The 21,565-nt window shown below is 68.6% G+C and carries 16 protein-coding genes; 2 read left to right on the forward strand and 14 right to left on the reverse strand.

The features are described 5' to 3' along the window. Window positions 1–92 precede the first annotated feature (92 nt). Window positions 93–653 carry an ATP-binding protein gene (locus AB0N31_RS07975; RefSeq protein WP_366057617.1) on the reverse strand — a complete coding sequence of 187 codons (561 nt, stop codon included), beginning with the start codon at window positions 651–653 and terminating at the stop codon, window positions 93–95. Between the two features lie 209 nt (window positions 654–862). Between AB0N31_RS07975 and AB0N31_RS07980 the strand changes: the two genes are divergently transcribed. Continuing rightward, window positions 863–2,236, forward strand: a complete 1,374-nt coding sequence (locus tag AB0N31_RS07980) for a sporulation protein (RefSeq protein ID WP_366057521.1) — start codon at window positions 863–865, stop codon at window positions 2,234–2,236. Window positions 2,237–2,239: 3 nt separating this feature from the next. Here AB0N31_RS07980 and AB0N31_RS07985 read toward each other — a convergent pair whose 3' ends face one another. Then, window positions 2,240–3,154: an aminoglycoside phosphotransferase family protein gene (locus AB0N31_RS07985; RefSeq protein WP_366057522.1), complete on the reverse strand. Its 915-nt coding sequence runs from the start codon at window positions 3,152–3,154 to the stop codon at window positions 2,240–2,242. Between the two features lie 186 nt (window positions 3,155–3,340). Between AB0N31_RS07985 and AB0N31_RS07990 the strand changes: the two genes are divergently transcribed. After that, entirely contained in the window at window positions 3,341–4,405 is a 1,065-nt protein-coding gene (locus AB0N31_RS07990) for a hypothetical protein (RefSeq protein WP_366057524.1), read from the forward strand. A gap of 123 nt (window positions 4,406–4,528) precedes the next feature. On the opposite strand, the gene AB0N31_RS07995 is transcribed toward AB0N31_RS07990, so the two are convergent. The 12 genes from AB0N31_RS07995 to AB0N31_RS08050 form a co-directional block, all read right to left on the reverse strand. Further along, window positions 4,529–5,437, reverse strand: a complete 909-nt coding sequence (locus tag AB0N31_RS07995; protein ID WP_366057525.1) for a hypothetical protein — start codon at window positions 5,435–5,437, stop codon at window positions 4,529–4,531. 357 nt (window positions 5,438–5,794) lie between these two features. Next, on the reverse strand, window positions 5,795–7,735 hold the full coding sequence (locus AB0N31_RS08000) for a TIGR03960 family B12-binding radical SAM protein (RefSeq protein ID WP_366057526.1): 1,941 nt from the start codon (window positions 7,733–7,735) through the stop codon (window positions 5,795–5,797). A 120-nt stretch (window positions 7,736–7,855) separates the two neighbouring features. After that, window positions 7,856–9,403 carry a CYTH and CHAD domain-containing protein gene (locus tag AB0N31_RS08005; protein WP_366057527.1) on the reverse strand — a complete coding sequence of 516 codons (1,548 nt, stop codon included), beginning with the start codon at window positions 9,401–9,403 and terminating at the stop codon, window positions 7,856–7,858. A 100-nt stretch (window positions 9,404–9,503) separates the two neighbouring features. Beyond that, window positions 9,504–10,703 (reverse strand): rod shape-determining protein RodA, encoded by a 1,200-nt coding sequence (rodA, locus tag AB0N31_RS08010; RefSeq protein ID WP_366057528.1) that lies wholly within the window; start codon window positions 10,701–10,703, stop codon window positions 9,504–9,506. After that, complete coding sequence (gene mrdA / locus AB0N31_RS08015; RefSeq protein WP_366057529.1) at window positions 10,700–12,958, reverse strand: penicillin-binding protein 2; 2,259 nt, start codon at window positions 12,956–12,958, stop codon at window positions 10,700–10,702. The genes rodA and mrdA overlap by 4 nt, the downstream gene beginning before the upstream one ends. 227 nt (window positions 12,959–13,185) lie before the next feature. Further along, entirely contained in the window at window positions 13,186–13,857 is a 672-nt protein-coding gene (gene mreD / locus AB0N31_RS08020) for a rod shape-determining protein MreD (protein WP_366057530.1), read from the reverse strand. A 14-nt stretch (window positions 13,858–13,871) separates the two neighbouring features. Next, window positions 13,872–14,813 (reverse strand): rod shape-determining protein MreC, encoded by a 942-nt coding sequence (mreC, locus tag AB0N31_RS08025; protein ID WP_366057532.1) that lies wholly within the window; start codon window positions 14,811–14,813, stop codon window positions 13,872–13,874. A gap of 178 nt (window positions 14,814–14,991) precedes the next feature. Continuing rightward, a complete protein-coding gene (locus AB0N31_RS08030; RefSeq protein WP_366057533.1) occupies window positions 14,992–16,011 on the reverse strand; it encodes a rod shape-determining protein in 1,020 nt (339 codons plus the stop codon). A 394-nt stretch (window positions 16,012–16,405) separates the two neighbouring features. Next, a complete protein-coding gene (ndk, locus tag AB0N31_RS08035) occupies window positions 16,406–16,819 on the reverse strand; it encodes a nucleoside-diphosphate kinase (protein WP_363088256.1) in 414 nt (137 codons plus the stop codon). Between the two features lie 64 nt (window positions 16,820–16,883). Then, window positions 16,884–17,249: a DUF4233 domain-containing protein gene (locus AB0N31_RS08040; RefSeq protein ID WP_366057534.1), complete on the reverse strand. Its 366-nt coding sequence runs from the start codon at window positions 17,247–17,249 to the stop codon at window positions 16,884–16,886. Between the two features lie 11 nt (window positions 17,250–17,260). Further along, complete coding sequence (locus AB0N31_RS08045; protein ID WP_366057535.1) at window positions 17,261–18,784, reverse strand: folylpolyglutamate synthase/dihydrofolate synthase family protein; 1,524 nt, start codon at window positions 18,782–18,784, stop codon at window positions 17,261–17,263. 104 nt (window positions 18,785–18,888) lie between these two features. After that, the gene (locus AB0N31_RS08050; protein ID WP_366057536.1) at window positions 18,889–21,540 is read right to left on the reverse strand and encodes a valine--tRNA ligase; all 2,652 of its coding nucleotides are present in this window, start codon (window positions 21,538–21,540) and stop codon (window positions 18,889–18,891) included. Window positions 21,541–21,565 lie beyond the last annotated feature (25 nt).

Consider the following 21,565-nt stretch of genomic DNA (forward strand, 5'->3'; position numbering starts at 1 on the left):
CCTCTTGGCCGGAGTGGTCACTCCCCGGCCGGTGACCGAACCGCCACCCGCTCCCGATCGCGAGGGAGTGAGCATGGGCGACGGTCCGGAGTTCAGTGGCGTGTACGGTCCTCCGCGCTGCCTTGACGGTCGAAGCGGCACCAGACCGTCTTGCCGCCCCGCTCTTCCGGGGTCCACCAGACCGCTGCCGCCAGTCGCTGAACGATGAGCAGTCCACGGCCGTTGTCGGGCAGGACCGCTTCCGACAGCTCCCCCGCCAGTCCGGGCGGAAAGGTGTCTCCGAGGGGAAGGAGCGGAGGCGACGAGTCCTCGTCTCCGACGCCGATGAACAGCCACTTCGGCCAGACCTTGAAGGTCACGTCGACCCGTCGAGCCCCGCCCGGACGAGCAAGTCCCTGGTCCGGCAGAGCGTGATTGACCACGTTGCCGACCAGTTCCGAGACGACCAGCCGGGCGTCTTCCGCGGCTTCCTCGGCGCCCGCATCCCGCAGGAACACCACGGTCACGTCTCGTGCCACACGCGCCGTGTCAGGCGACTCGGCGAATAGCCTCAGCGTCAGGAAGTGGCCGGCGCTCGCCGGATCCGGCGCCGCGAACCAGTGGGCGAACGCGTCCAGCTCACGCGCCACTTGTTCGGCTTTCCTCGCGTTCATCCCGTACCTCTCCGGGCCGCCTACGGCCTCCACGACACCGCTTGCCTCACGCAAGCCAGTACACGGGGGCACGGCTCTGTCCGGGAGCGTTCACCAGGGGGTTCACGTGAACACCGGCAGGGACAAGGGGGGTTCGTCAATGAACCCCCCAGGGCGATACTGCTGTGACACGATGAACACTCGCCGTCATTCCGGGTTGGCAGGGGAGCATGAGCCGGGAACCGAACGCGCAGTTAGCCGCCGTCATGGACGAAGCCCAGGTCTCGAACAAGGGCTTGGCACGCCGGATGAAAGACGCAGCCGCACGACGCGGGATCCCTCTCGGAACCACGCATGTCTCCGTACAGCGGTGGCGCAACGGCGCGGGAATCCAACCGCAGACGGCGACGATCATGGCGGACGTACTGAGCGAGAAACTGGGCCGCCGCATCAGCCCCGGTGAACTCGGCTTCTTCGACCACACGCAGCCCGCAGCGCCACAGCCGATCGGCTACCCGCGCGACGTACCCGACGTCCTGTCGCTACTCGACGATCTCGCCCAGGAACGCGCCGACGCCCCCGACCCGGCCGGTCTGACCGTCTCGGACACAGATCTCAGCTCCGCAGTCCTGACATGGATGATCGCGCGCCCCGACGGCATCCAGGCAGACAGACCCGCTCATCAACGAGTCGGCATGCGTGACGTACGGGCGATCAGGGATGCAGCCGCCACGTTCATGATGCTCGACTTCAAATACGGCGGAGGACACGGCCACAAGGCGCTGCGCCACTACTTCCGGCACGAGGTACTCCCCCTGCTCGATGCCAGCTACAGCCAGAAGGTGGGAAACGCGCTCTACGGCGCCGCCGCCGAGGTCTCCCAGTTGCTCGCGTGGACCGCGTACGACGCCGGGAACCACCGACTGGCCCACCGCTACCTCACTTCCACCCTGCGCCTGTCCCAGGTGATCGACGACCGCATGTTCGGCGCCCGGATCCTCGGCAACCTCAGCCACCAGGCCAACTACCTCGGGAACCACGCCCAGGCCATTCAGCTTGCCCGCGCCGCGGTCGAGGGTGCGAAGGGCCGGGCCACCCCGCGCGCCATGGCGAACTATTCGGCGATGGAAGCCCGCGCCCTCTCCAACGCAGGCGACCGCATCGCAGCCGGCCGAGCCATGAACGAGGCGGAACGGCACTTCGAGCGTGCCGACACAGCCGAGGACCCCGCATGGCTCAGCTACTTCGACTCCGCGGAACTCATGGGCGAACTCTGCCACTGCTACCGCGACCTCAAGATGCGCCGCCAAGCCCTCGAACAGGCCCAACGAGCCGTGGACAGCACAGACCCGAAATACGCCCGCACCCTCGGTTTCTGCCGCATGGTGCTGGCCCAGAGCCAGCTACTGAACGGAGAACTGGAGGCCGCCGTCACCACCGCAAGCCTGGCAGTCGACGGCGGGGAATCCCTCCAGTCCTCCCGCTTCCAGCGCTACGTGAGCGACTTCCAGCAGGAGGTCAGCGTGCACGCGGGGAACCCGACGGTTGCCACATTCAATGAGAAGGTCGCCGATGCGCTCGCCCGCCTGGACGACGACGAGTAGCGGCTACCACGGTCGCCAGTCTCGCGGTGCGTCGTCGTTTCGCAGACCATCGATCCGCCTCCGGTACTCCGCCGCTGTCCTCTCGTCCTCCTGAACGTTCTGCATGAGCCATGTGGTCATGCCGAATTCCTGAAGCCCGCGCAGCGTCTCGTAGCCGCGCCAGTCGTACAGGTCGCGTCCGTAGGCCCGGACGAAGCCGCCGTACTGCTCATCGGTCTGCCACCCAAGGCTGTGATGCTCGACGGCCGTCACCATGAGATCCCACTCCGGATGATCGAAGCAGAAGTACTCGAAGTCGATCAGGATCACTTGCCCCTGGTCGTTCACCATCAGGTTCTGCACATGGGCATCCCCATGAACCGGCCCCTTCGGAGAGTCGAACCGCAACTCGGCGAACTTGTCCCGAAGCTCCCGCGCCCGCTTCAGCAGGAACGCCTTGTCGTCTGCCGGAATCTGAGCCCGCTCCAACCGCAGTGCCGACTTGTCGAAGGGCTCATACGCCGGGAGGTCGAGGCCGGCCGGAACAGTCATGGAGTGCAGATCCCGCAAGATGCCGCCAAGTTCCTCGTACGTGGCCTTGCGGTCGCCCTCGACGATGAGGTGCCAGAAGGTCACGGGGTGCCCGTCGACCAACAGCGGTTGCTCCAGGTCCTCGACGGCCCGAGTCGCCGGAAACCCCTCACCGATCAACCAGCGCGAGACGGCGACCTCCTTACGAGCCTTCGGAAGCCACTCCTCCCCCCGCGCCACGCGCACCACCACCGGCACCGAGGCCAGCCGAAACAGCGCGTTCTCCCCGAGCCGGATCAACTCCGCGCCCCCGTCATCGAGTCCCGCAGCCCGGCACGCGGCACGCATCACCCGCGAAGCCCTCGCCGACGTGAACCCCTCTTCCGATCGAGCAGCGTCAACCGCCATGCCCGTACCAGCTCCCCTAATCACGCGCGATCAACCGGCGCACGCCGTTGGGTGACCAAACCCGACGCGCGCTGGACACCAGTCGACGGTATCGAGTAGATCACCGTCAGGCGAGCCCACGTCTACTCGAGCTCCGTGACACCGGTTCCCTAATATCACCAGTCCCACCGCTTGTGACATGGAAAGATGAGACTCATGCTTAACGGGGTGCAGGGGAGGCTGACGCGGAAGCGACGCGAAGCCGCCGATAAAGAGATTGAAAAGCTCAAGGCGAGCACAGAAAGACTCTCTTTGGATCGCGCAGTACCCCCACGCGTTCGACTCGCATTGAGAGTCTATGAGCGATTCCAGAGAAAAGGCCACCTGATAAGCTTCCTGTACGGCGCCGTCGTCGGCCTCTGGTGGCCAATGCCAATTATCTTCATCCTTGACACCAGACCTGGATCCATGCGCGACGTAGCGGGAACGTTAATCACCTCCGCAACAGACACAGTGAAGCATGCAAAAGATCCAGCAGATCTCGTGTCTAGCCTTCTTCAGATCGCAGCAAGTTCCTTATTTATCGCCGCATTCTACGCAGCGGTGACCGTCGGCCCTGTAATCCTTGGGGCACGCGTCGCTTTGGGCTTCGCCGGAGTCCCAAGCCCTGGGCGGAAGACAGTCCTGACATACCGCCGATCGTTCCTTGTGTATTGCTGCTCAGACGTCCTTGTCGCATGCGCGGAGGCACTCAACAAGAGCGGAGAGAGGCGCATTAAGGCGCTCCAAAAAGTCGGCGAGGAATTGACCTACGTCCGCATCGGCCTGCGCACTGCACACCGTTTCACCAAAGGGCTTTCGAAGCGCGGCCGGCGAAAATACGTGAAAACTCATGCGCTGCGAGTGTCGACCTACTTGGCTCAGTTCGAGGAATCGGTCGAGGAAATGACCGACTCCGATCTCAAGCAATTCGCACAAACGATTCTCAGGATCGCCGAAAGGTGTGCGGACGGAAAGTTCGGCAACATCCTGGAAGAAGATGAAATTGCAGAAATTGCAGTACCCGAGCGAGAATCTGCCCGCCTCTTGCTGACTGCCGTGGCAGCAATTGCAACCACAGCAGCTTCACTTTATTTAATCGCCGCTCTCAAATTGCCGTCCAGCCTGGAGCCCATCGCCGTATCCGGCTCTATCCTGTTGACGGTGAGCGCGAGCTACGGGAAGCGAGCAGTCCACAAGATAGATGCGATCCGCGGGATGACGGGCCAATAGGTCAGCGCACTCAGCGGCATAGGCTCGCCAGTCGTGTCATCGGTGAGAGGGCCAGACAGATGAGGCCCTGGACGTCGGCAGGGGCGTTCTCGCCGTCCTCTTTCCTCGCTTGCAGTCCGGGGCTCAGCCGGACACTTGGCCACTATCCTGTCGCCTAGACTGAAAAATCTCCTGCCTACTGGCCTGCCGAGCAGAGGGCGTGAGCACCACTCTGTCGGGACCAAAGTACGTCCTAATGGAGTTGGGGTGCGTGGTACGCAGCCACAGCGGAGCCCCGATGAGGATACGACGTGTGCCGATCATTTCCTGCTCGGTACGGAAATCCCACCGACCCGGCGTGAGCGTCACGTCTTTATAGATGAGGGCGACGTATTCCGTGGCTTCGAAGCCCATCACTGTGAAAGCGCGAGTCTCAGGGCGTCCCCGGTGGTCGTCCGTATGCCGGTAGATGCCTTGAGAAAGGGCGACCCTGAGAGTATCCACGGCGAGTTCCTCCTCGTCGAACGAAGAGAGATCGCCAGCTCCCTCGTTCATAGCAGCACCTCGCGAGGCGACAAGCTCCTCGATTGCTGGAGCGGCTGATGATGTCCATCCGTGGACGGGGTCGTCCTCTGGGACGGTGTATCCCCTTAGATTTCTGATGCCCCCGAAGAGGCAGAGATCAACACGGCGACCTCTCCGGGTGACCGTCTGGGCATGTACTACAGCGGTCCTCTGGCCTAGGCGATGCCTCGCGTACCCCCACCGCTGGAACTCCGCAACCTCAACCCAGCTCGCTCCCTGGACGAGCTGTACGGGACCAGGAGTGTCGAAGTCCGAGACAATGGCTTTCCGCAGCTTCTTCTTGAGTATTTCCGCGACCTCGAAGGTGGTTTTCTCTCGATCCCGGCCCGTAACATCCAGGCCGTTGCCAGCCACACCGAGCTTGAGCGATGACTTGACGCGGGAATCTAGCTGAACCCCGTTATCGTCAATCACCTCTCTGACGAGCCTCTCAGACCAGTAGACGTACCGGCCTACGAGCTTGGGCACTCTGACCTCCGTTGGACATCAGGGGCAACCATGGAAGCAAGGCCGCCAATGCACACAGACGCCCTGCGGCGCCTGCCAGTTCCTGACTGTCTTGAACCCACATATCTTGGCGACACCCACCGCAGTGAACGCCGCCACGGCATGGCCGCACGGGGTCAAATCCACTCCACCTCAGAAAGGACGGCAGAGGGGCCTCCAGGCGGCGGCAGCGGCGTTCTAGGCGCGCTCTGCGCCGACCGCTGCCGCTCCCTCTGCATGCCGAGCGCGCTCAGTACCGTCACCGCGTCTTCCTCTGTGACGTCCGCCACAGCCTCGGCGATGCGTCGCAGCGGCTCATCCACCCCTCAGCCCCCCGTTTCAGCTGGTCGGAGCCGACTTCTTGACCTCCAGCGGCAGCAGCTTCTTGCCGGTCGGGCCCGTTTGTGGCCATGTGTCGAACTGGGGGCACACACCGCAGTCGAAGCACGGCGTCCAGCGGCAGTCCTCGACCTCCGTCTCGTCGAGGGCGTCCTGCCAGTCCTCCCAGAGCCAGTCCTTGTCGAGGCCGGAGTCCAGGTGGTCCCAGGGCAGGACCTCCTCGTAGCCGCGCTCACGGGTGGTGTACCAGTCGACGTCCACGCCGAAGGGGGCCAGGGCCTTGTCGGCGCAGCTCATCCAGCGGTCGTAGGAGAAGTGTTCGCGCCAGCCGTCGAAGCGGCCGCCGTCCTCGTAGACGGCGCGGATGACGGCGCCGATGCGGCGGTCGCCGCGGGACAGCAGGCCCTCGACGATGCCGGGCTTGCCGTCGTGGTAGCGGAAGCCGATGGAGCGGCCGTACTTCTTGTCGCCGCGGATCTTGTCGCGGAGCTTCTCCAGGCGGGCGTCCGTCTCCTCGGCGGAGAGCTGCGGCGCCCACTGGAACGGGGTGTGCGGCTTGGGCACGAACCCGCCGATGGAGACCGTGCAGCGGATGTCGTTGGCGCCGGAGACCTCGCGGCCCTTCTGGATGACGCGGGTCGCCATGTCGGCGATCTGCAGGACGTCCTCGTCGGTCTCCGTCGGCAGACCGCACATGAAGTACAGCTTCACCTGGCGCCAGCCGTTGCCGTACGCGGTGGCGACGGTGCGGATCAGGTCCTCTTCCGAGACCATCTTGTTGATGACCTTGCGCATGCGCTCGGAGCCGCCCTCGGGGGCGAAGGTGAGGCCGGACCGGCGGCCGTTGCGCGTCAGCTCGTTGGCCAGGTCGACGTTGAAGGCGTCCACGCGGGTCGAGGGCAGGGAGAGGCCGATCTTGTCTTCCTCGTAGCGGTCGGCGAGGCCCTTGGCGACGTCGCCGATCTCGCTGTGGTCCGCGGAGGACAGCGACAGCAGGCCGACCTCCTCGAAGCCCGTCGCCTTCAGGCCCTTCTCCACCATCTCGCCGATGCCGGTGATGGAGCGCTCACGGACCGGGCGGGTGATCATGCCGGCCTGGCAGAAGCGGCAGCCGCGGGTGCAGCCGCGGAAGATCTCCACCGACATCCGCTCGTGCACCGTCTCGGCGAGCGGGACGAGGGGCTGCTTCGGGTACGGCCACTCGTCGAGGTCCATGACCGTGTGCTTCGACACCCGCCACGGAACGCCGGACCGGTTGGGCACGACGCGGGCGATGCGGCCGTCCGGCAGGTACTCGACGTCGTAGAAACGCGGGATGTACACGCCGCCGGTCTTCGCCAGGCGCAGGAGGACCTCCTCGCGGCCGCCCGGCCGGCCCTCGGCCTTCCACTCCCGGATGATCCTCGTCATGTCGAGCACGGCCTGCTCGCCGTCGCCGATGACCGCCGCGTCGATGAAGTCGGCGATCGGCTCGGGGTTGAAGGCCGCGTGACCGCCGGCCAGCACGATCGGGTCGTCGAGACCGCGGTCCCGGGCCTCCAGCGGGATGCCCGCCAGGTCCAGCGCGGTCAGCATGTTCGTGTAGCCCAGCTCGGTGGAGAAGGACAGGCCGAACACGTCGAAGGCCTTCACCGGGCGGTGGCTGTCCACGGTGAACTGCGGGACGCGGTGCTCGCGCATCAGGGCCTCCAGGTCCGGCCACACGCTGTACGTGCGCTCGGCGAGGACGCCCTCCTGCTCGTTGAGGACCTCGTAGAGGATCATGACGCCCTGGTTGGGGAGCCCGACCTCGTAGGCGTCCGGGTACATCAGCGCCCAGCGGACGTCGCAGGACTCCCAGGGCTTGACCGTGGAGTTGAGTTCGCCGCCGACGTACTGGATCGGCTTCTGCACGTGCGGGAGCAGAGCTTCGAGCTGCGGGAAGACCGACTCGACAGACATCGCGAGGTTACCTTCGTGAGCTGGCTGGGGGGCACCCCCGGCCGGAGGGGCTGGGGGAGGGTGACCATCTAGCCTAACCCGCTCACGAGGCGTCCCCGAACGCCGGAAGGGCCCGGTGCCTCAGACCGCCGCCGCGCCGATCGTCTCCCACGCCCGTGGCAGCGCCGCCTCCGCCAGTTCGGCCCGCCGTTCCTCCCGGCCGTGGAGCAGTCCGTAGGTGAAGGCGCTCTCCCCCGCCGCGTGCGCCTGGGCGGCGAGGTCGCGCAGGGCCTCTCGGGCCATCACGCTGTCCTGGTGGTCGCCGAGCAGTCCCTGGAGGGACTTCATGTGACGGACCAGGTCGGCGGCGGGCCCGTCGAGCGCGGGCGCGGCGGTCTCGGCGCAGTAGCGGGTCCGCTTGGCCTTCTTGCGGGCCTCGTGCAGGGCCAGGTCCCGGCCGGCGCCCGGCGGCTGTGCGAGTGCCCTCTCGACCAGGGCGGCGACCTGTGCGAAGTCCTTGCGCACGGCCTTGGCGAGCGCCTTCTCCGGGGTGCCCGCGGCGGTCGGCAGCAGGGGCGGTTCGTCGAGCAGCCGGTCCAGGGTGTCCAGCAGCGCCAGATACCGCGCGCCGTCCAGTACGGCGATCAGGCGCCGGCGTGAGCCGTTGCTGCCGGCCCGCGCCCAGGTGCGGAGCCGGTTGCGGACGGGGCCGACGACCAGCGGGCGCGGCAGTGCGTCCAGGGCGGCCGTCAGCCGGTCGGTGAGCACCTCCTGGTCGCGGTCCACGCCCAGTTCCCCGGCGAGCCACTTCAGTTCCTCGCCGACCGGGTCGGTGACGGTGCGGTCGAGGACCTTGGCGTGGGAGCGGAAGGCGCTGCGCATCCGTCGGGTGGCGACGCGCATGCCGTGCACGGAGTCGGGCAGCTCCCGGCGGACGGCCGGATCCAGTGCGACGATCGCGTCCCGCTGGGTGCGCAGGTACGCCAGGACGTGGTCCCCGGCGGTCGCCGCGGCGCCGGAAGCGGTCTTCTCGGCGGCGCGCCTCTCGCCGGCCTGCGGCTTCCGCCTCGGTTTCCCGTCCTTCTTCCGTCGCGGTTTCGTCTCCGCCAGTGCGCGCGCCAGCTTCGACGCCGCCCCGGACGGCCGTACGCCCGCCGTGCGGAGCCGTTTCTCCACCTCGTCGAGGAAGTCCGGGTCGCCGCCGTCGGCGAGTTCCACCTCGATCTCGGTCCACCGGGCGGAGCCGCCGTCCTCGGTCAGCCGGTCGGCGCGCACCGCGTCCGCGCTGACCTCGGCGAGCAGCCGGCCCTCCGCGTCGAGCAGTTCGCGGACGTCGCGGGCGGAGCGGAGCCGGACGACCGGTGCCAGCTCGGCGTCCCGCACGCGGGAGCGGACCAGGCCGGCGAGGGCGCGCGGGAGGGTGTCGGACAGCGGTGCCCGGATCTCGTCGCGGACGCCGGGGGCGACGGGGAACTTCAGGTGCCAGCCCGCGTCGGAGCCGCCGGTGCGGCGCCGCAGGGTGAGGGAGGCGGCGGAGAGGCGCGCGTCGGCGGTGTCGTAGTAGGTGGCGTCCAGTTCGGTGACGCCCTTGTCGAGGACGGCGGCGACCCCGGCGACGCCCGTCAGATCGGGCAGCCCGTCGTCATCGGATTCGTACTTGCGCTCGACCTCGCGTTTCGTCTCCGTCATGACCCGAATCTAGTGGCAGTCGAGCCCGGGACGGCAGGGCCGACCGGGCTCGACTTCCTCCGCGCGCGGGGCGCGGCGAGTGCCGTGGTGTGCGGGCCGCTCAGGCCGACATGGGCCGCTGGACCCGGATCGACTGCAACAGTCCGACCGCCACCCACACCGCGAACATCGACGTGCCGCCGTAGGACACGAACGGCAGGGGCAGGCCGGTGACCGGCATGATGCCGAGGGTCATGCCGATGTTCTCGAAGGACTGGAAGGCGAACCAGGCGACTATCCCGGCGGCGACGATCGTGCCGTACAGCTCGGTCGTCTCACGGGCGATGCGGCAGGCCCGCCACAGGACGACGCCGAGCAGCACGATGATGAGGCCGCCGCCGACGAAGCCCAGTTCCTCGCCCGCGACCGTGAACACGAAGTCCGTCTGCTGTTCGGGCACGAACTGGCCGGTCGTCTGCGATCCCTCGAACAGTCCGGACCCGGTCAGGCCGCCCGAACCGATGGCGATGCGCGCCTGGTTGGTGTTGTAGCCGACACCCGCGGGGTCGAGGCTGGGGTTGGCGAAGGCCGCGAAGCGGGCGATCTGGTAGTCGTCCAGGATGTGCAGCTGCCAGACGGCGAGCGCACCGGCGGCGCCCGCGCCGAGCAGCCCGAAGACCCACCGGTTGGAGGCGCCTGAGGCCAGCAGCACGCCCAGCACGATGATGACCATGACCATGACCGACCCGAGGTCGGGCATCAGCATGACGACCAGCATCGGTACGGCGGCCAGGCCGAGGGCCTGGAGCACCGTGCGGTGGTCGGGGTAGAGCTTGTCGCCGGCGTCGACCCGGGCCGCCAGCAGCATGGCCATGCCCAGGATGATCGTGATCTTCACGAACTCCGAGGGCTGGAGCGAGAAGCCGCCGCCGAGCTGGATCCAGGAGTGCGCGCCGTTGACGGTGGAGCCGAGCGGGGTGAGCACCAGCAGGATCAGCAGGACCGACAGGCCGTACAGGACCGGTACGGCGTTGCGCAGCGTGCGGTGGCCGAGCCAGACCGTGCCGATCATCAGGGCGAGCCCGATGCCGGTGTTCAGCAGGTGCCGCAGCAGGAAGAAGTACGGGTCGCCCTGGTTGATCTCGGTGCGGTTGCGGGTCGCCGAGTACACCAGCAGGGAGCCGATCAGCGACAGCGCGATCGCCGCCAGCAGTATCGGCCAGTCCAGGCGCCGCGCCAGCGAGTCGCGGGCGAGGAGCCGCGTCCAGCCGGCCCGTTCGGGCCCGTACCCGGAGACGGAGAAGCCGTTCGCGCCGGTCATGTGCACTTCCTCCGGCTTCCTCGCCGGCGTCCTCGCCGCCGCGTGTCACGGTTGGTGGCCTCGGGTGAGGCGGTGGTCGCTCCCTGCTGCGTGGCGTCCGGGGCGGGCGTGCCGGTCCCGGTGGCCTTCTGGTAGGTCTGCTGCTCCTTCGCCGGGTCCTTGGAGATCTTCGGGGACGCGATCGTGCCGTCCGTCTTGATCTTCGGCAGGGTCTTCTGCGGGGTGGGCAGCAGCGCGTTCTTCTTGTTGATCACGCCGTCGTCGGAGACGCCGTACAGGGCGTCGTATATGTTCCGCACGGCCGGGCCGGAGGCACCGGAACCCGTACCACCCTGGGAGATCGTCATCACGATCGAGTAGTCCTTGGTGTACGTGGCGAACCAGGACGTCGTCTGCTTGCCGTAGACCTCGGCGGTGCCGGTCTTGGCATGCATCTCGATCTTGTCCTGCGGCCAGCCGCCGAAGCGCCAGGCCGCCGTGCCGCGGGTGGCCACGCCGGCGAGGGCCTCGTCCATCTGGGCCAGGGTCTGCTTGCTGACGGGCAGTTTGCCGTGCGCCTGCGGCTCGATCTCCTGGACCGTCTTGCCGTCGGGGCTGACGACGGCCTTGCCGACCGTCGGGTCGTACAGGGTGCCGCCGTTGGCGATGGCCGCGTAGATGGTGGCCATCTGAATGGGGGTCACCAGGGTGTCGCCCTGACCGATGGAGTAGTTGATCTCGTCACCGGCGCGCATCTTGTTGCCCTCGAGGCAGTTCTCGTACGCGATCTTCTCGACGTAACTGCCGTCCTTCTTGCCGGTCTTGCACCAGCCGGCCTTGTTGGCGTCCCAGTAGGACTGCTTCCACTGGCGGTCGGGGACGCGGCCGCTGACCTCGTTGGGGAGGTCGATGCCGGTCTCCTTGCCGAGGCCGAACTGGTGGGCGGTCTTGTAGAAGTAGTCCTTCGGCTTGCCCTTGGGGTCGATGCCGCCGTCCTTCTGCCACTGCTGGTGGGCGAGGGAGTAGAAGACGGTGTCGCAGGAGACCTCCAGGGCACGGCCGAGGGTGATCGGGCCGTGGTTCTGGGACTCGAAGTTCTTGAAGACCTGACCGCCGACCGAGTACGAGCTGGAGCAGTTGTACCGTCCGTCGAACTCGTAGCCCGCCTGGACCGCGGCGGCCGTGGAGACCACCTTGAAGATCGAGCCGGGGGCCGCCTGACCCTGTATGGCCCGGTTGAGCAGCGGGTAGTTGGAGGATTTCCCGGTGAGCTTCTTGTAGTCCTTGGCGGAGATCCCGCCCACCCAGGCGTTCGGGTCGTAGTTCGGGTTGGACGCCATGGCGACCACGCGGCCGGTCTTGGCCTCCATCACCACGACCGCGCCCGCGTCGGCCTTGTAGTTCTCGCCGGTGTTCTTGTCGAACTGCTTGCGGGCTTCCTTCATCGCCTCGTTCAGCTCGTACTCGGCGACTCGCTGGACGCGGGCGTCGATGCTGGTGACGAGGTTGGAGCCGGGCTGTGCCGGGTCGGCCTCGGCCTCGCCGATGACCCGGCCGAGGTTGTCGACCTCGTAGCGGGTGACGCCGGCCTTGCCGCGCAGTTCCTTGTCGTACTGACGCTCCAGCCCGGACCGGCCGACCTGGTCGGAGCGCAGGAAGGGCGAGTCGGTGTCCTGGGCCTTGGTGATCTCCTCGTCGGTGACCGGGGAGAGGTAGCCGAGGACCTGGGCGGTGTTGGCCGCGCCGGGGCTCGCGTAGCGGCGCACGGCCTCGGGCTCGGCGGTGATGCCGGGGAAGTCCTCGGCGCGCTCGCGGATCTGGAGGGCCTGCCTGGGCGTGGCCTCGTCGGTGATGGGGATGGGCTGGTAGGGCGAGCCGTTCCAACAGGGCTGGGGGGTCTCCGCGTCGCACAGCCGGACCTTCAGCGTGACGTCCTCGGCGGTCATGCCGAGGACGTCGGCGAGCTTGGCCAGGACGGCCTTGCCGTCGTCCTTCTGCTTCAGCAGTTCGGTACGGGAGGCGGAGACGACGAGCCGTGTCTCGTTGTCCGCGAGGGGGACCCCTCGCGCGTCCAGGATGGAGCCGCGCACGGCGGGCTCGACGACCTGCTGGACGTGGTTGCCGGAGGCCTCCTTGGCGTACTCCGCGCCCTCACGGATCTGGAGATACCACAGTCGGCCGCCGAGGGTGCCGAGGAGGGAGAGGACGAGGATCTGGATCACGACGAGCCGGATCTGGACCCGTGGGGTCCTCCCGGTCTCGGGAATGTTGGTCACTGCGGCGGTCTCCCCCTCTCAGTGCGCGGACGTGTGTGCCCGGATGCGAGTGCCTGTGGATGTGGGTGTGCGTGTGCCGGTGGGTGTGCGTACGCATGATGAACGATCCGCCTGTGAGGCCCCGTTCCGCCGCGGCGCCCCCGTTCGGGTGAACCCGCGGGCGTCTCCCGCGCACGGGACGCGGCCGGCACCGTCTTCCGCGTCACCCGTCCTCGACTCCCCCGCGATCACAGCCTCTTGACCCCCTTGATGCGCCCGGCACGGGCCGTCCGGGAGCGGGCCGCCTTCATCTTCAGGCCGCCGCGCTGGCCGCCGATCCGCAGGCCGGTGCCGGAGGAGAGCCACCCGGAGGAGATGTCGGGCGTCTTGGCGGCGGCGTTGGTCTCGGCGAGCGGGTCGTTGTCCGCGCGCCGGGCCAGGAACATCACGCCCGGCACGACGAAGGGGGCGAGCAGCAGGTCGTACAGGGCCGCCGAGAACAGCAGGCCGGTGAGACCGACGTGGCGGGCGGCGGTGTCGCCGACGAGGGCGCCGACACCGGCGTAGAGCAGGGTGGAGCCGATCGCGGCGGCGACCACGACGAGCATCGGGCCGGTGGCCGACTTGATGCGGCCGTTCTCCGGTTTGACGAGCCCGGCCAGGTAGCCGATGACGCACAGCACGAGGGCGTAGCGGCCGGCGGCGTGGTCGGCGGGCGGGGCGAGGTCGGCGAGCAGTCCGGCGCCGAAGCCGATGAGGGCGCCGCCGACATGGCCGTAGACCAGGGCGAGGCCCAGGACGGTGAGGAGGAGCAGGTCGGGGACCGCGCCGGGGAGGTGCAGGCGGGCGAGGACGCTCACCTGGATCACCAGGGCGACGACGATCAGCGGGACGGAGAGCAGGATCCGGTTGACGCGCATGGGGTAGTCAGCTCCTACTGCTCTTCCTGGCCTTCGACGGGTGCGTTCGCGTTCGGGGTCACCGTGACGGTCACCGTCGGCGTGGGGACCGGCTTGGGCTTGGTGGGCAGCACGGTGTCGCGCGGGTCCTTCTTCGGGGCCTCGACGACGACGCCGACGATGTCGAGCTTGGTGAAGCTGACGTACGGCGTGACGTAGAGGGTGCGGGTGAGGTCGCCGCCGGACGGATCGACGCGGGAGACCACGCCGACCGGCACGCCGGGTACGAACGGCTTGTCGGCCTGCGAGCCGAAGGTGACCAGACGGTCGCCCTTGCGCACCTCGGCCTTGCCGTTGAGGAGTTCGACGCGCAGCGGGCGGTCGCCCTGCCCGGAGGCGAAGCCCAGTTCGTCGGAGGCCTCCATGCGCGTGCCGACGGTGAAGTCGGGGTCGCTGGCGAGCAGGACGGTGGCGGTGTCCGGTCCGACGGTGGTGACCCGCCCGACCAGTCCGTCGCCGTTCAGGACCGTCATGTCGCGCCTGATGCCGTCGTTGGCGCCGACGTCGATGGTGACGGTCCAGGAGAAGCCCTGGGCCGCTCCGATCGCGATGACCTCGGCGCCCTTGATGCCGTACCGGCCGGCGCCGGCGGTCTTGAGGATCTTGTCGAGCTGCGCCAGCCGACTGCGGTTGCGGTCGTCGCTGCCGAGTTTCGCCTTGAGGGCGGCGTTCTCCTTCTCCAGCGCGGCGAGCCGGTCGTGGCGCTCGCCCGAGTCGCGTACGGCGGAGACGGCGTCGCCGACGGGGTCCACCGCCGACGCCACCCCGTCCTCGACCGGGCCGAAGGCCGCGGCCGCGGCCTGCCGGGCACCGTCGACCGGGGAGTCCTCTCCGCCGCGGATGTCCACCGTGATCAGCGCGAACGCGACGGCGATCAGCAGCACCAGGAGCAGCCGGCTCTCTCGTGTGTCCCTCACGTGCGGCGGCCGTGCCCTTCCTCATAGGAATGCGGGAATGCGGGATTTCGCTCGGCCCCGGCAGAATCCGGGGATGCGGTATGGGGTGCTTGGGGGCTCTTGAGGATCTTATGCCTCGATATCAACGATCCGCCGCACGAGAGGCGATCATCCCGTACGGCGGAATCGAAGCGTTACGTCATCTGCGCGGCGCCGCGTCCAGAACCTGCTGGAGCGCCTCGAACTCCTCGACGCACTTGCCGGATCCGAGCGCCACGCTGTCCAGCGGGTCCTCGGCGATGTGGATGGGCATGCCCGTCTCCCGGCGCAGCCGCTCGTCCAGCCCGCGCAGCAGGGCTCCGCCGCCGGTCAGAACGATTCCGCGGTCCATGATGTCGCCGGACAGCTCCGGCGGGCACTTGTCGAGGGTGGTCTTCACGGCGTCGACGATCGCGTTGACGGGTTCCTCGATCGCCTTGCGCACTTCGGCGGCCGAGATGACGACGGTCTTGGGCAGCCCGGAGACGAGGTCCCGGCCGCGGATTTCGGTGTGCTCGTCGGAGTCGAGATCGTACGCCGAACCGATCGTGATCTTGATCTGCTCGGCCGACCGCTCACCGAGGAGGAGGCTGTACTCCTTCTTGATGTGCTGGATGATCGCGTTGTCCAGCTCGTCGCCCGCGACGCGGATGGACTGGGCGGTGACGATGCCGCCGAGCGAGATGACCGCGACCTCCGTGGTGCCGCCGCCGATGTCCACCACCATGTTGCCCGTGGCCTCGTGGACCGGCAGGCCCGAGCCGATGGCCGCGGCCATGGGCTCCTCGATGATGTGCACCTGCCGGGCGCCGGCCTGGGTCGACGCCTCGATGACGGCGCGGCGCTCGACGCCGGTGATGCCCGAGGGCACACAGACGACGACCCGCGGCCTGGCCAGATACCGCCGCTTGTGGATCTTCAGGATGAAGTAGCGGAGCATCCGCTCGGTGATCTCGAAGTCGGCGATGACGCCGTCCTTCAGCGGACGCACGGCGACGATGTTGCCGGGGGTCCGCCCGATCATCTTCTTCGCTTCGGAGCCGACCGCGAGGATGCCACCGGTGTTGGTGTTGATCGCGACGACGGACGGCTCGTTGAGTACGATCCCACGACCCCTGACGTACACCAGCGTGTTGGCGGTCCCGAGGTCGACAGCCATGTCACGGCCGATGAACGACATTGAGTTCCCCATCAGGATTCGACTGGCCTTCCCATGAGCTCGTGAGGGCTTTTCAGGTCGGCGAGGTGGGTGCTGTGACGTGAAGGCTTACATCGTAGACGCGCCTGCACGAACACTGCGCGAGGGTCTTCGCCATTGTCAGCAGATGCCGTGGCGCCTCGCTTGTGGAGACGGGCCATCGGGGGCATGCGTTCCCCCGATCGGCACGCATATGCCGAGGGACGGCCGAAATCGTACGGCCGTCCCTGGTCAGGCGACGAGGCGAGGTGACGGGCCCTCAGAAAAATTTCCGAAACCTCCGCGACGGGCGGGGTCGGGGAGCGCCGTCGGGCGGCTCGGCCCCCGCCCGGTTCGCTCGTTTCGTCCGGCCGCTCCCGGCTCAGGCGCCTTCGGGTCAGGCGCGTCCGGGGAAGAAGATCTTCACCTCGCGCTCGGCGGACTCCTCGGAGTCGGAGGCGTGGATCAGGTTCTCGCGGACGATCACGCCGAAGTCGCCCCGGATGGAGCCCGGCGCGGCGGCGATCGGGTCGGTCGGGCCGGCCAGGGCGCGCACGCCCTCGATGACCCGCTCGCCCTCGACGATCAGGGCGACGACCGGCCCGGAGGACATGAACTCCACCAGCGGCTCGTAGAAGGGCTTGCCCTTGTGCTCGCCGTAGTGCTGCTCCAGGGTGTCCTGGTCCAGGGTGCGCAGTTCCAGCGCGGTGATCTGCCAGCCGGCCTTGCGCTCGATACGGCTGATGATCTCGCCGGTCAGGCCACGACGGACGGCGTCGGGCTTGAGGAGGACGAGGGTGCGCTGGCTCACGGGGTGGCTCCTTCTGCTGCCGGTGTGCGGTGGGACGAGATTACAGGGCGTGTCCGAGCCCCTGTCACACAGCGTCAGCGGTGTCCGAGGGGGAGGCGGCGGCCTGCGCGGCGAACCTCGCCTTCGCCTCGTCGATCTTGCGTCCGTAGTGCACCGACGCCCACCACAGGGCCCCGAAGAGCACGCCGAGGATGAACATCATCGGCACGACGAAGCCGCTGAGGACGAGGGCGATCTGGAGGGCCCAGCCGAGAGCGACTCCCCCGGGCCGGGTGACCACGCCGCACAGCAGCACGCAGAGGAACATGGCGATGCCGCACACCGTCCACACCGTGGACGTGGTGAGGTCGGCGTCCTTCATGGCGACCAGGCCGGCGAAGCCGATGATGAAGAACTCGCCGATCAGGGTGGAGGAACAGAGCGTACGCATGGTGTGGGACCTCAGCCCTTCCCCAGGAGCAGCCGGGCTTCCCCGACGGTGATGACGGAACCGGTGACCAGGACGCCGCCGCCGGCGAACTCGCCCTCCTCCTCGGCGAGCGTGATCGCCGCCTCCAGGGCGTCGGGCAGCCGCGGCTCGACCTGGACGCGCTCCTCGCCGAACACCTCGACGGCGATCGCGGCCAGCTCGTCCGCGTCCATGGCGCGGTGGCTGGTGTTCCGGGTGACGACGACCTCGGCGAAGATCGGCTCGAAGGCCTCGAGCAGCCCTCGCACGTTCTTGTCGCCGCTGGCCCCGACCACGCCGATCAGCCGGCTGAAGTCGAAGGCCTCGCCGACCGCCTCGGCGGTGGCGCGGGCGCCGGCCGGGTTGTGGGCGGCGTCGAGCACGACGGTCGGGGACCGCCGGACGACCTCCAGACGGCCCGGCGCCGACACGGCCGCGAAGGCCTTGCGCACGGTGTCGATGTCCAGGGGCTCGGGCCGCTGGGCGCCCACGCCGAAGAACGCCTCGACGGCGGCGAGGGCCACGGCCGCGTTGTGCGCCTGGTAGGGGCCGTGCAGCGGGAGGTACACGTCGGGGTACTCGCCGCCGACGCCGCGCAGGGTGAGCATCTGCCCGCCGACGGCGACCTGCCGGGCGACGACCCCGAACTCCAGGCCCTCGCGGGCCACCGTGGCGTCCACCTCGACGGCCTTCTTCAGCAGGACCTGGGCGGCGTCGACGGGCTGCTGGGCGAGGATCACGGTCGCGCCCTGCTTGATGATCCCGCCCTTCTCCGCGGCGATCTCGGCGGGCGTCCCGCCGAGCCGGTCGGTGTGGTCGAGGTCGATGGGGGTGACGACGGCGACGTCCCCGTCGATCACGTTGGTGGCGTCCCAGGAACCGCCCATGCCCACTTCCACGACGGCCACGTCCACGGGGGCGTCGGCGAAGGCGGCGTACGCCATGCCGGTGAGCACCTCGAAGAAGGACAGCCGGTACTCCTGGGCCGCGTCGACCATCTCCACGTACGGCTTGATGTCGTGGTAGGTCTCGATGAACCGCTCGGCGGAGACGGGGGCGCCGTCGAGGCTGACGCGCTCGGTGATCGACTGCACGTGCGGGGAGGTGTACCGGCCGGTGCGCAGGTCGAAGGCGCCGAGGAGCGCCTCGATCATGCGGGCGGTGGAGGTCTTGCCGTTCGTCCCCGTGATGTGGATGGAGGGGTACGCCCGCTGCGGTTCGCCCAGGACGTCCATCAGGGCGGCGATCCTGGCGACGGACGGCTCCAGCTTGGTCTCGCCCCAGCGGGTGGCGAGCTCCGCCTCGACCTCGCGCAGGGCCTTGTCGACCTCGGGGTCCGCGGGCCGGGCGGGCACGTCGGGCTCGGGCGGACCGCCCAGGGTGCGCAGGGTGCGGCTGCCGGCCTCGATCACCGCCAGGTCCGGGTCGCGGTCGGTCTCGGCCGCGATGATCTCCTCGAAGGAGTCGAGGGCATCGGGCTGGTCGTCGTCGTTGCCGTTGGGGGGGAGCTCGCTCACGGGGCCAGTCTACGGACGCCCACCGACGAAGGTGGGCGAAGGCCCCCGGAGCTGCACGTTCCGGGGGCCTTCGCCCATCTGTGGGACACGGGGCGCGGGCGCGCCTACGCCTGCGGCAGCCGGTCCAGCTGGGCCTGGATGCGGGCGATGTCCTCGTCCGCCTTCGCCAGCCGGGCGCGGATCCCGTCGACGACCTTGTCGGGCGCCTTGGCGAGGAAGGCCTCGTTGCCGAGCTTGCCCTGGGCCTGGGCCTTCTCCTTCTCGGCGGCGGCCAGGTCCTTCGCCAGCCGCTTGCGCTCCGCGGCCACGTCGATCGTGCCGGACAGGTCGAGGGCGACCGTGGCGCCCGAGACCGGCAGGGTCGCCGTCGCCGAGAAGTCCTCGCCCTCCGGCTGGAGCCGCAGCAGCTGGCGGATGGCCGCCTCGTGCGGGGCGAGCGCGGTGCCGCCCAGCTCCAGGCGGGCCGGGACCCGCTGGCCGGGCTGGAGCCCCTGGTCGGCGCGGAAGCGGCGGACCTCGGTGATGACCGACTGGAGCGTCTCGATCTCGCGCTCGGCGTCGGCGTCGTGGAAGCCGCCCGGCGCGTCGGCGCCGGGAACGGACACGGCCTTCGGCCAGTCGGCGACGACGACGGACTCGCCGCCGGTCAGCGTCGTCCAGAGGGTCTCCGTGACGAACGGGACGACCGGGTGCAGCAGCTTCAGGGTGACGTCGAGGACCTCGCCGAGGACGCGCTTGCTGACCTCGGCCGGTTCGCCGCCCGCCTGGAACGTCGTCTTGGACAGCTCGACGTACCAGTCGAAGACCTCGTCCCACGCGAAGTGGAAGAGGGCGTCGGAGAGCTTGGCGAACTGGAAGTCGTCGTAGAACGCGTCGACTTCGGAGACCACCGAGTTGAGGCGGGACAGGATCCAGCGGTCGGCCGCCGACATCCTCGAGGCGTCCGGCAGCGGGCCCTCGACCGTCGCGCCGTTCATCAGCGCGAAGCGGGTGGCGTTCCAGATCTTGTTGGCGAAGTTGCGGGAGCCCTGGACCCAGTCCTCGCCGATGGGCACGTCGACGCCCGGGTTGGCGCCGCGGGCGAGGGTGAAGCGCAGCGCGTCGGAGCCGTACTTGTCCATCCAGTCCAGCGGGTTGACCGCGTTGCCGAAGGACTTGGACATCTTCTTGCCGAACTGGTCGCGGACCATGCCGTGCAGGGCGATGGTGTGGAACGGCGGGGTGCCGTCCATCGCGTACAGGCCGAACATCATCATCCGGGCGACCCAGAAGAAGAGGATGTCGTAGCCGGTGACCAGGACGGAGTTCGGGTAGAACTTCGCGAGCGACTCGGTCTGTTCGGGCCAGCCGAGGGTGGAGAACGGCCACAGGCCGGAGGAGAACCAGGTGTCGAGGACGTCGGTGTCCTGGTGCCAGCCCTCGCCGGTGGGGGCCTCGTCGTCGGGGCCGACGCAGACGACCTCGCCGTCGGGGCCGTACCAGACGGGGATGCGGTGGCCCCACCACAACTGCCGCGAGATGCACCAGTCGTGGAGGTTGTCGACCCAGTCGAAGTACCGCTTCTCCATCTCCTGCGGGTGGATCTTGACGCGGCCGTCGCGGACGGCGTCGCCGGCGGCCTTCGCCAGCGGTCCGACCTTGACCCACCACTGCATCGACAGGCGGGGCTCGACGGTGGTCTTGCAGCGCGAGCAGTGGCCGACGCTGTGGACGTACGGCCGCTTCTCGGCGACGATCCGGCCCTCGGCGCGCAGCGCGGCGACGATGGCGGAGCGGGCCTCCAGGCGGTCCAGGCCCTGGAAGGGGCCGTGGGCCGTGATGACGGCGTGCTCGTCCATGATCGTGAGGGACGGCAGGCCGTGGCGCCGGCCGATCTCGAAGTCGTTCGGGTCGTGGGCCGGGGTGACCTTGACGGCGCCGGTGCCGAACTCGGGGTCGACGTGCTCGTCGGCGACGACGGGGATGGAGCGGTCGGTCAGCGGCAGCCTGATCAGCTTGCCGACCAGGTGCCGGTACCGCTCGTCCTCGGGGTGGACGGCGACGGCCGTGTCACCGAGCATCGTCTCGGCGCGGGTGGTCGCGACGACGATGGTGTCGTCGCCCTCGCCGTACTTCATGGAGACGAGCTCGCCGTCGTCGTCCTGGTACTCGACCTCGATGTCCGAGATGGCGGTGAGGCAGCGCGGACACCAGTTGATGATGCGCTCGGCGCGGTAGATCAGCTCGTCGTCGAAGAGCCGCTTGAAGATGGTCTGGACGGCCTGGGAGAGGCCCTCGTCCATGGTGAACCGCTCACGCGACCACGCGACACCGTCACCGAGGCGCCTCATCTGGCCGCTGATCTGCCCGCCGGACTCGCCCTTCCACTGCCAGACGCGCTCGACGAAGGCCTCGCGGCCCAGGTCGTGCCGCGACTTGCCCTCCTTGCCCAGCTCGCGCTCGACGACGTTCTGGGTCGCGATGCCGGCGTGGTCCATGCCGGGCTGCCACAGCGTCTCGAAGCCCTGCATGCGCTTGCGGCGGGTCAGGGCGTCGATGAGGGTGTGCTCGAAGGCGTGGCCGAGGTGCAGGCTGCCCGTGACGTTCGGCGGCGGGATGACGACGGTGAACGGCGGCTTGTCGCTCTTGGCGTCGGCCTCGAAGTAGCCCCGCTCGACCCAGCGCTCGTACAGCGGCGCCTCTACGTCGGCCGGCGCGTACTGGGTCGGCAGTTCGGTCGTGGGCGCTGGGGGCTGCTGCTGAGCGTTGTCGGTCACGGGGCCAGTTTAGGGGTGTCACCGC

The sequence above is a fragment of the Streptomyces sp. NPDC051051 genome (genome assembly GCF_040682975.1).
Taxonomy (GTDB): Bacteria; Actinomycetota; Actinomycetes; order Streptomycetales; family Streptomycetaceae; genus Streptomyces.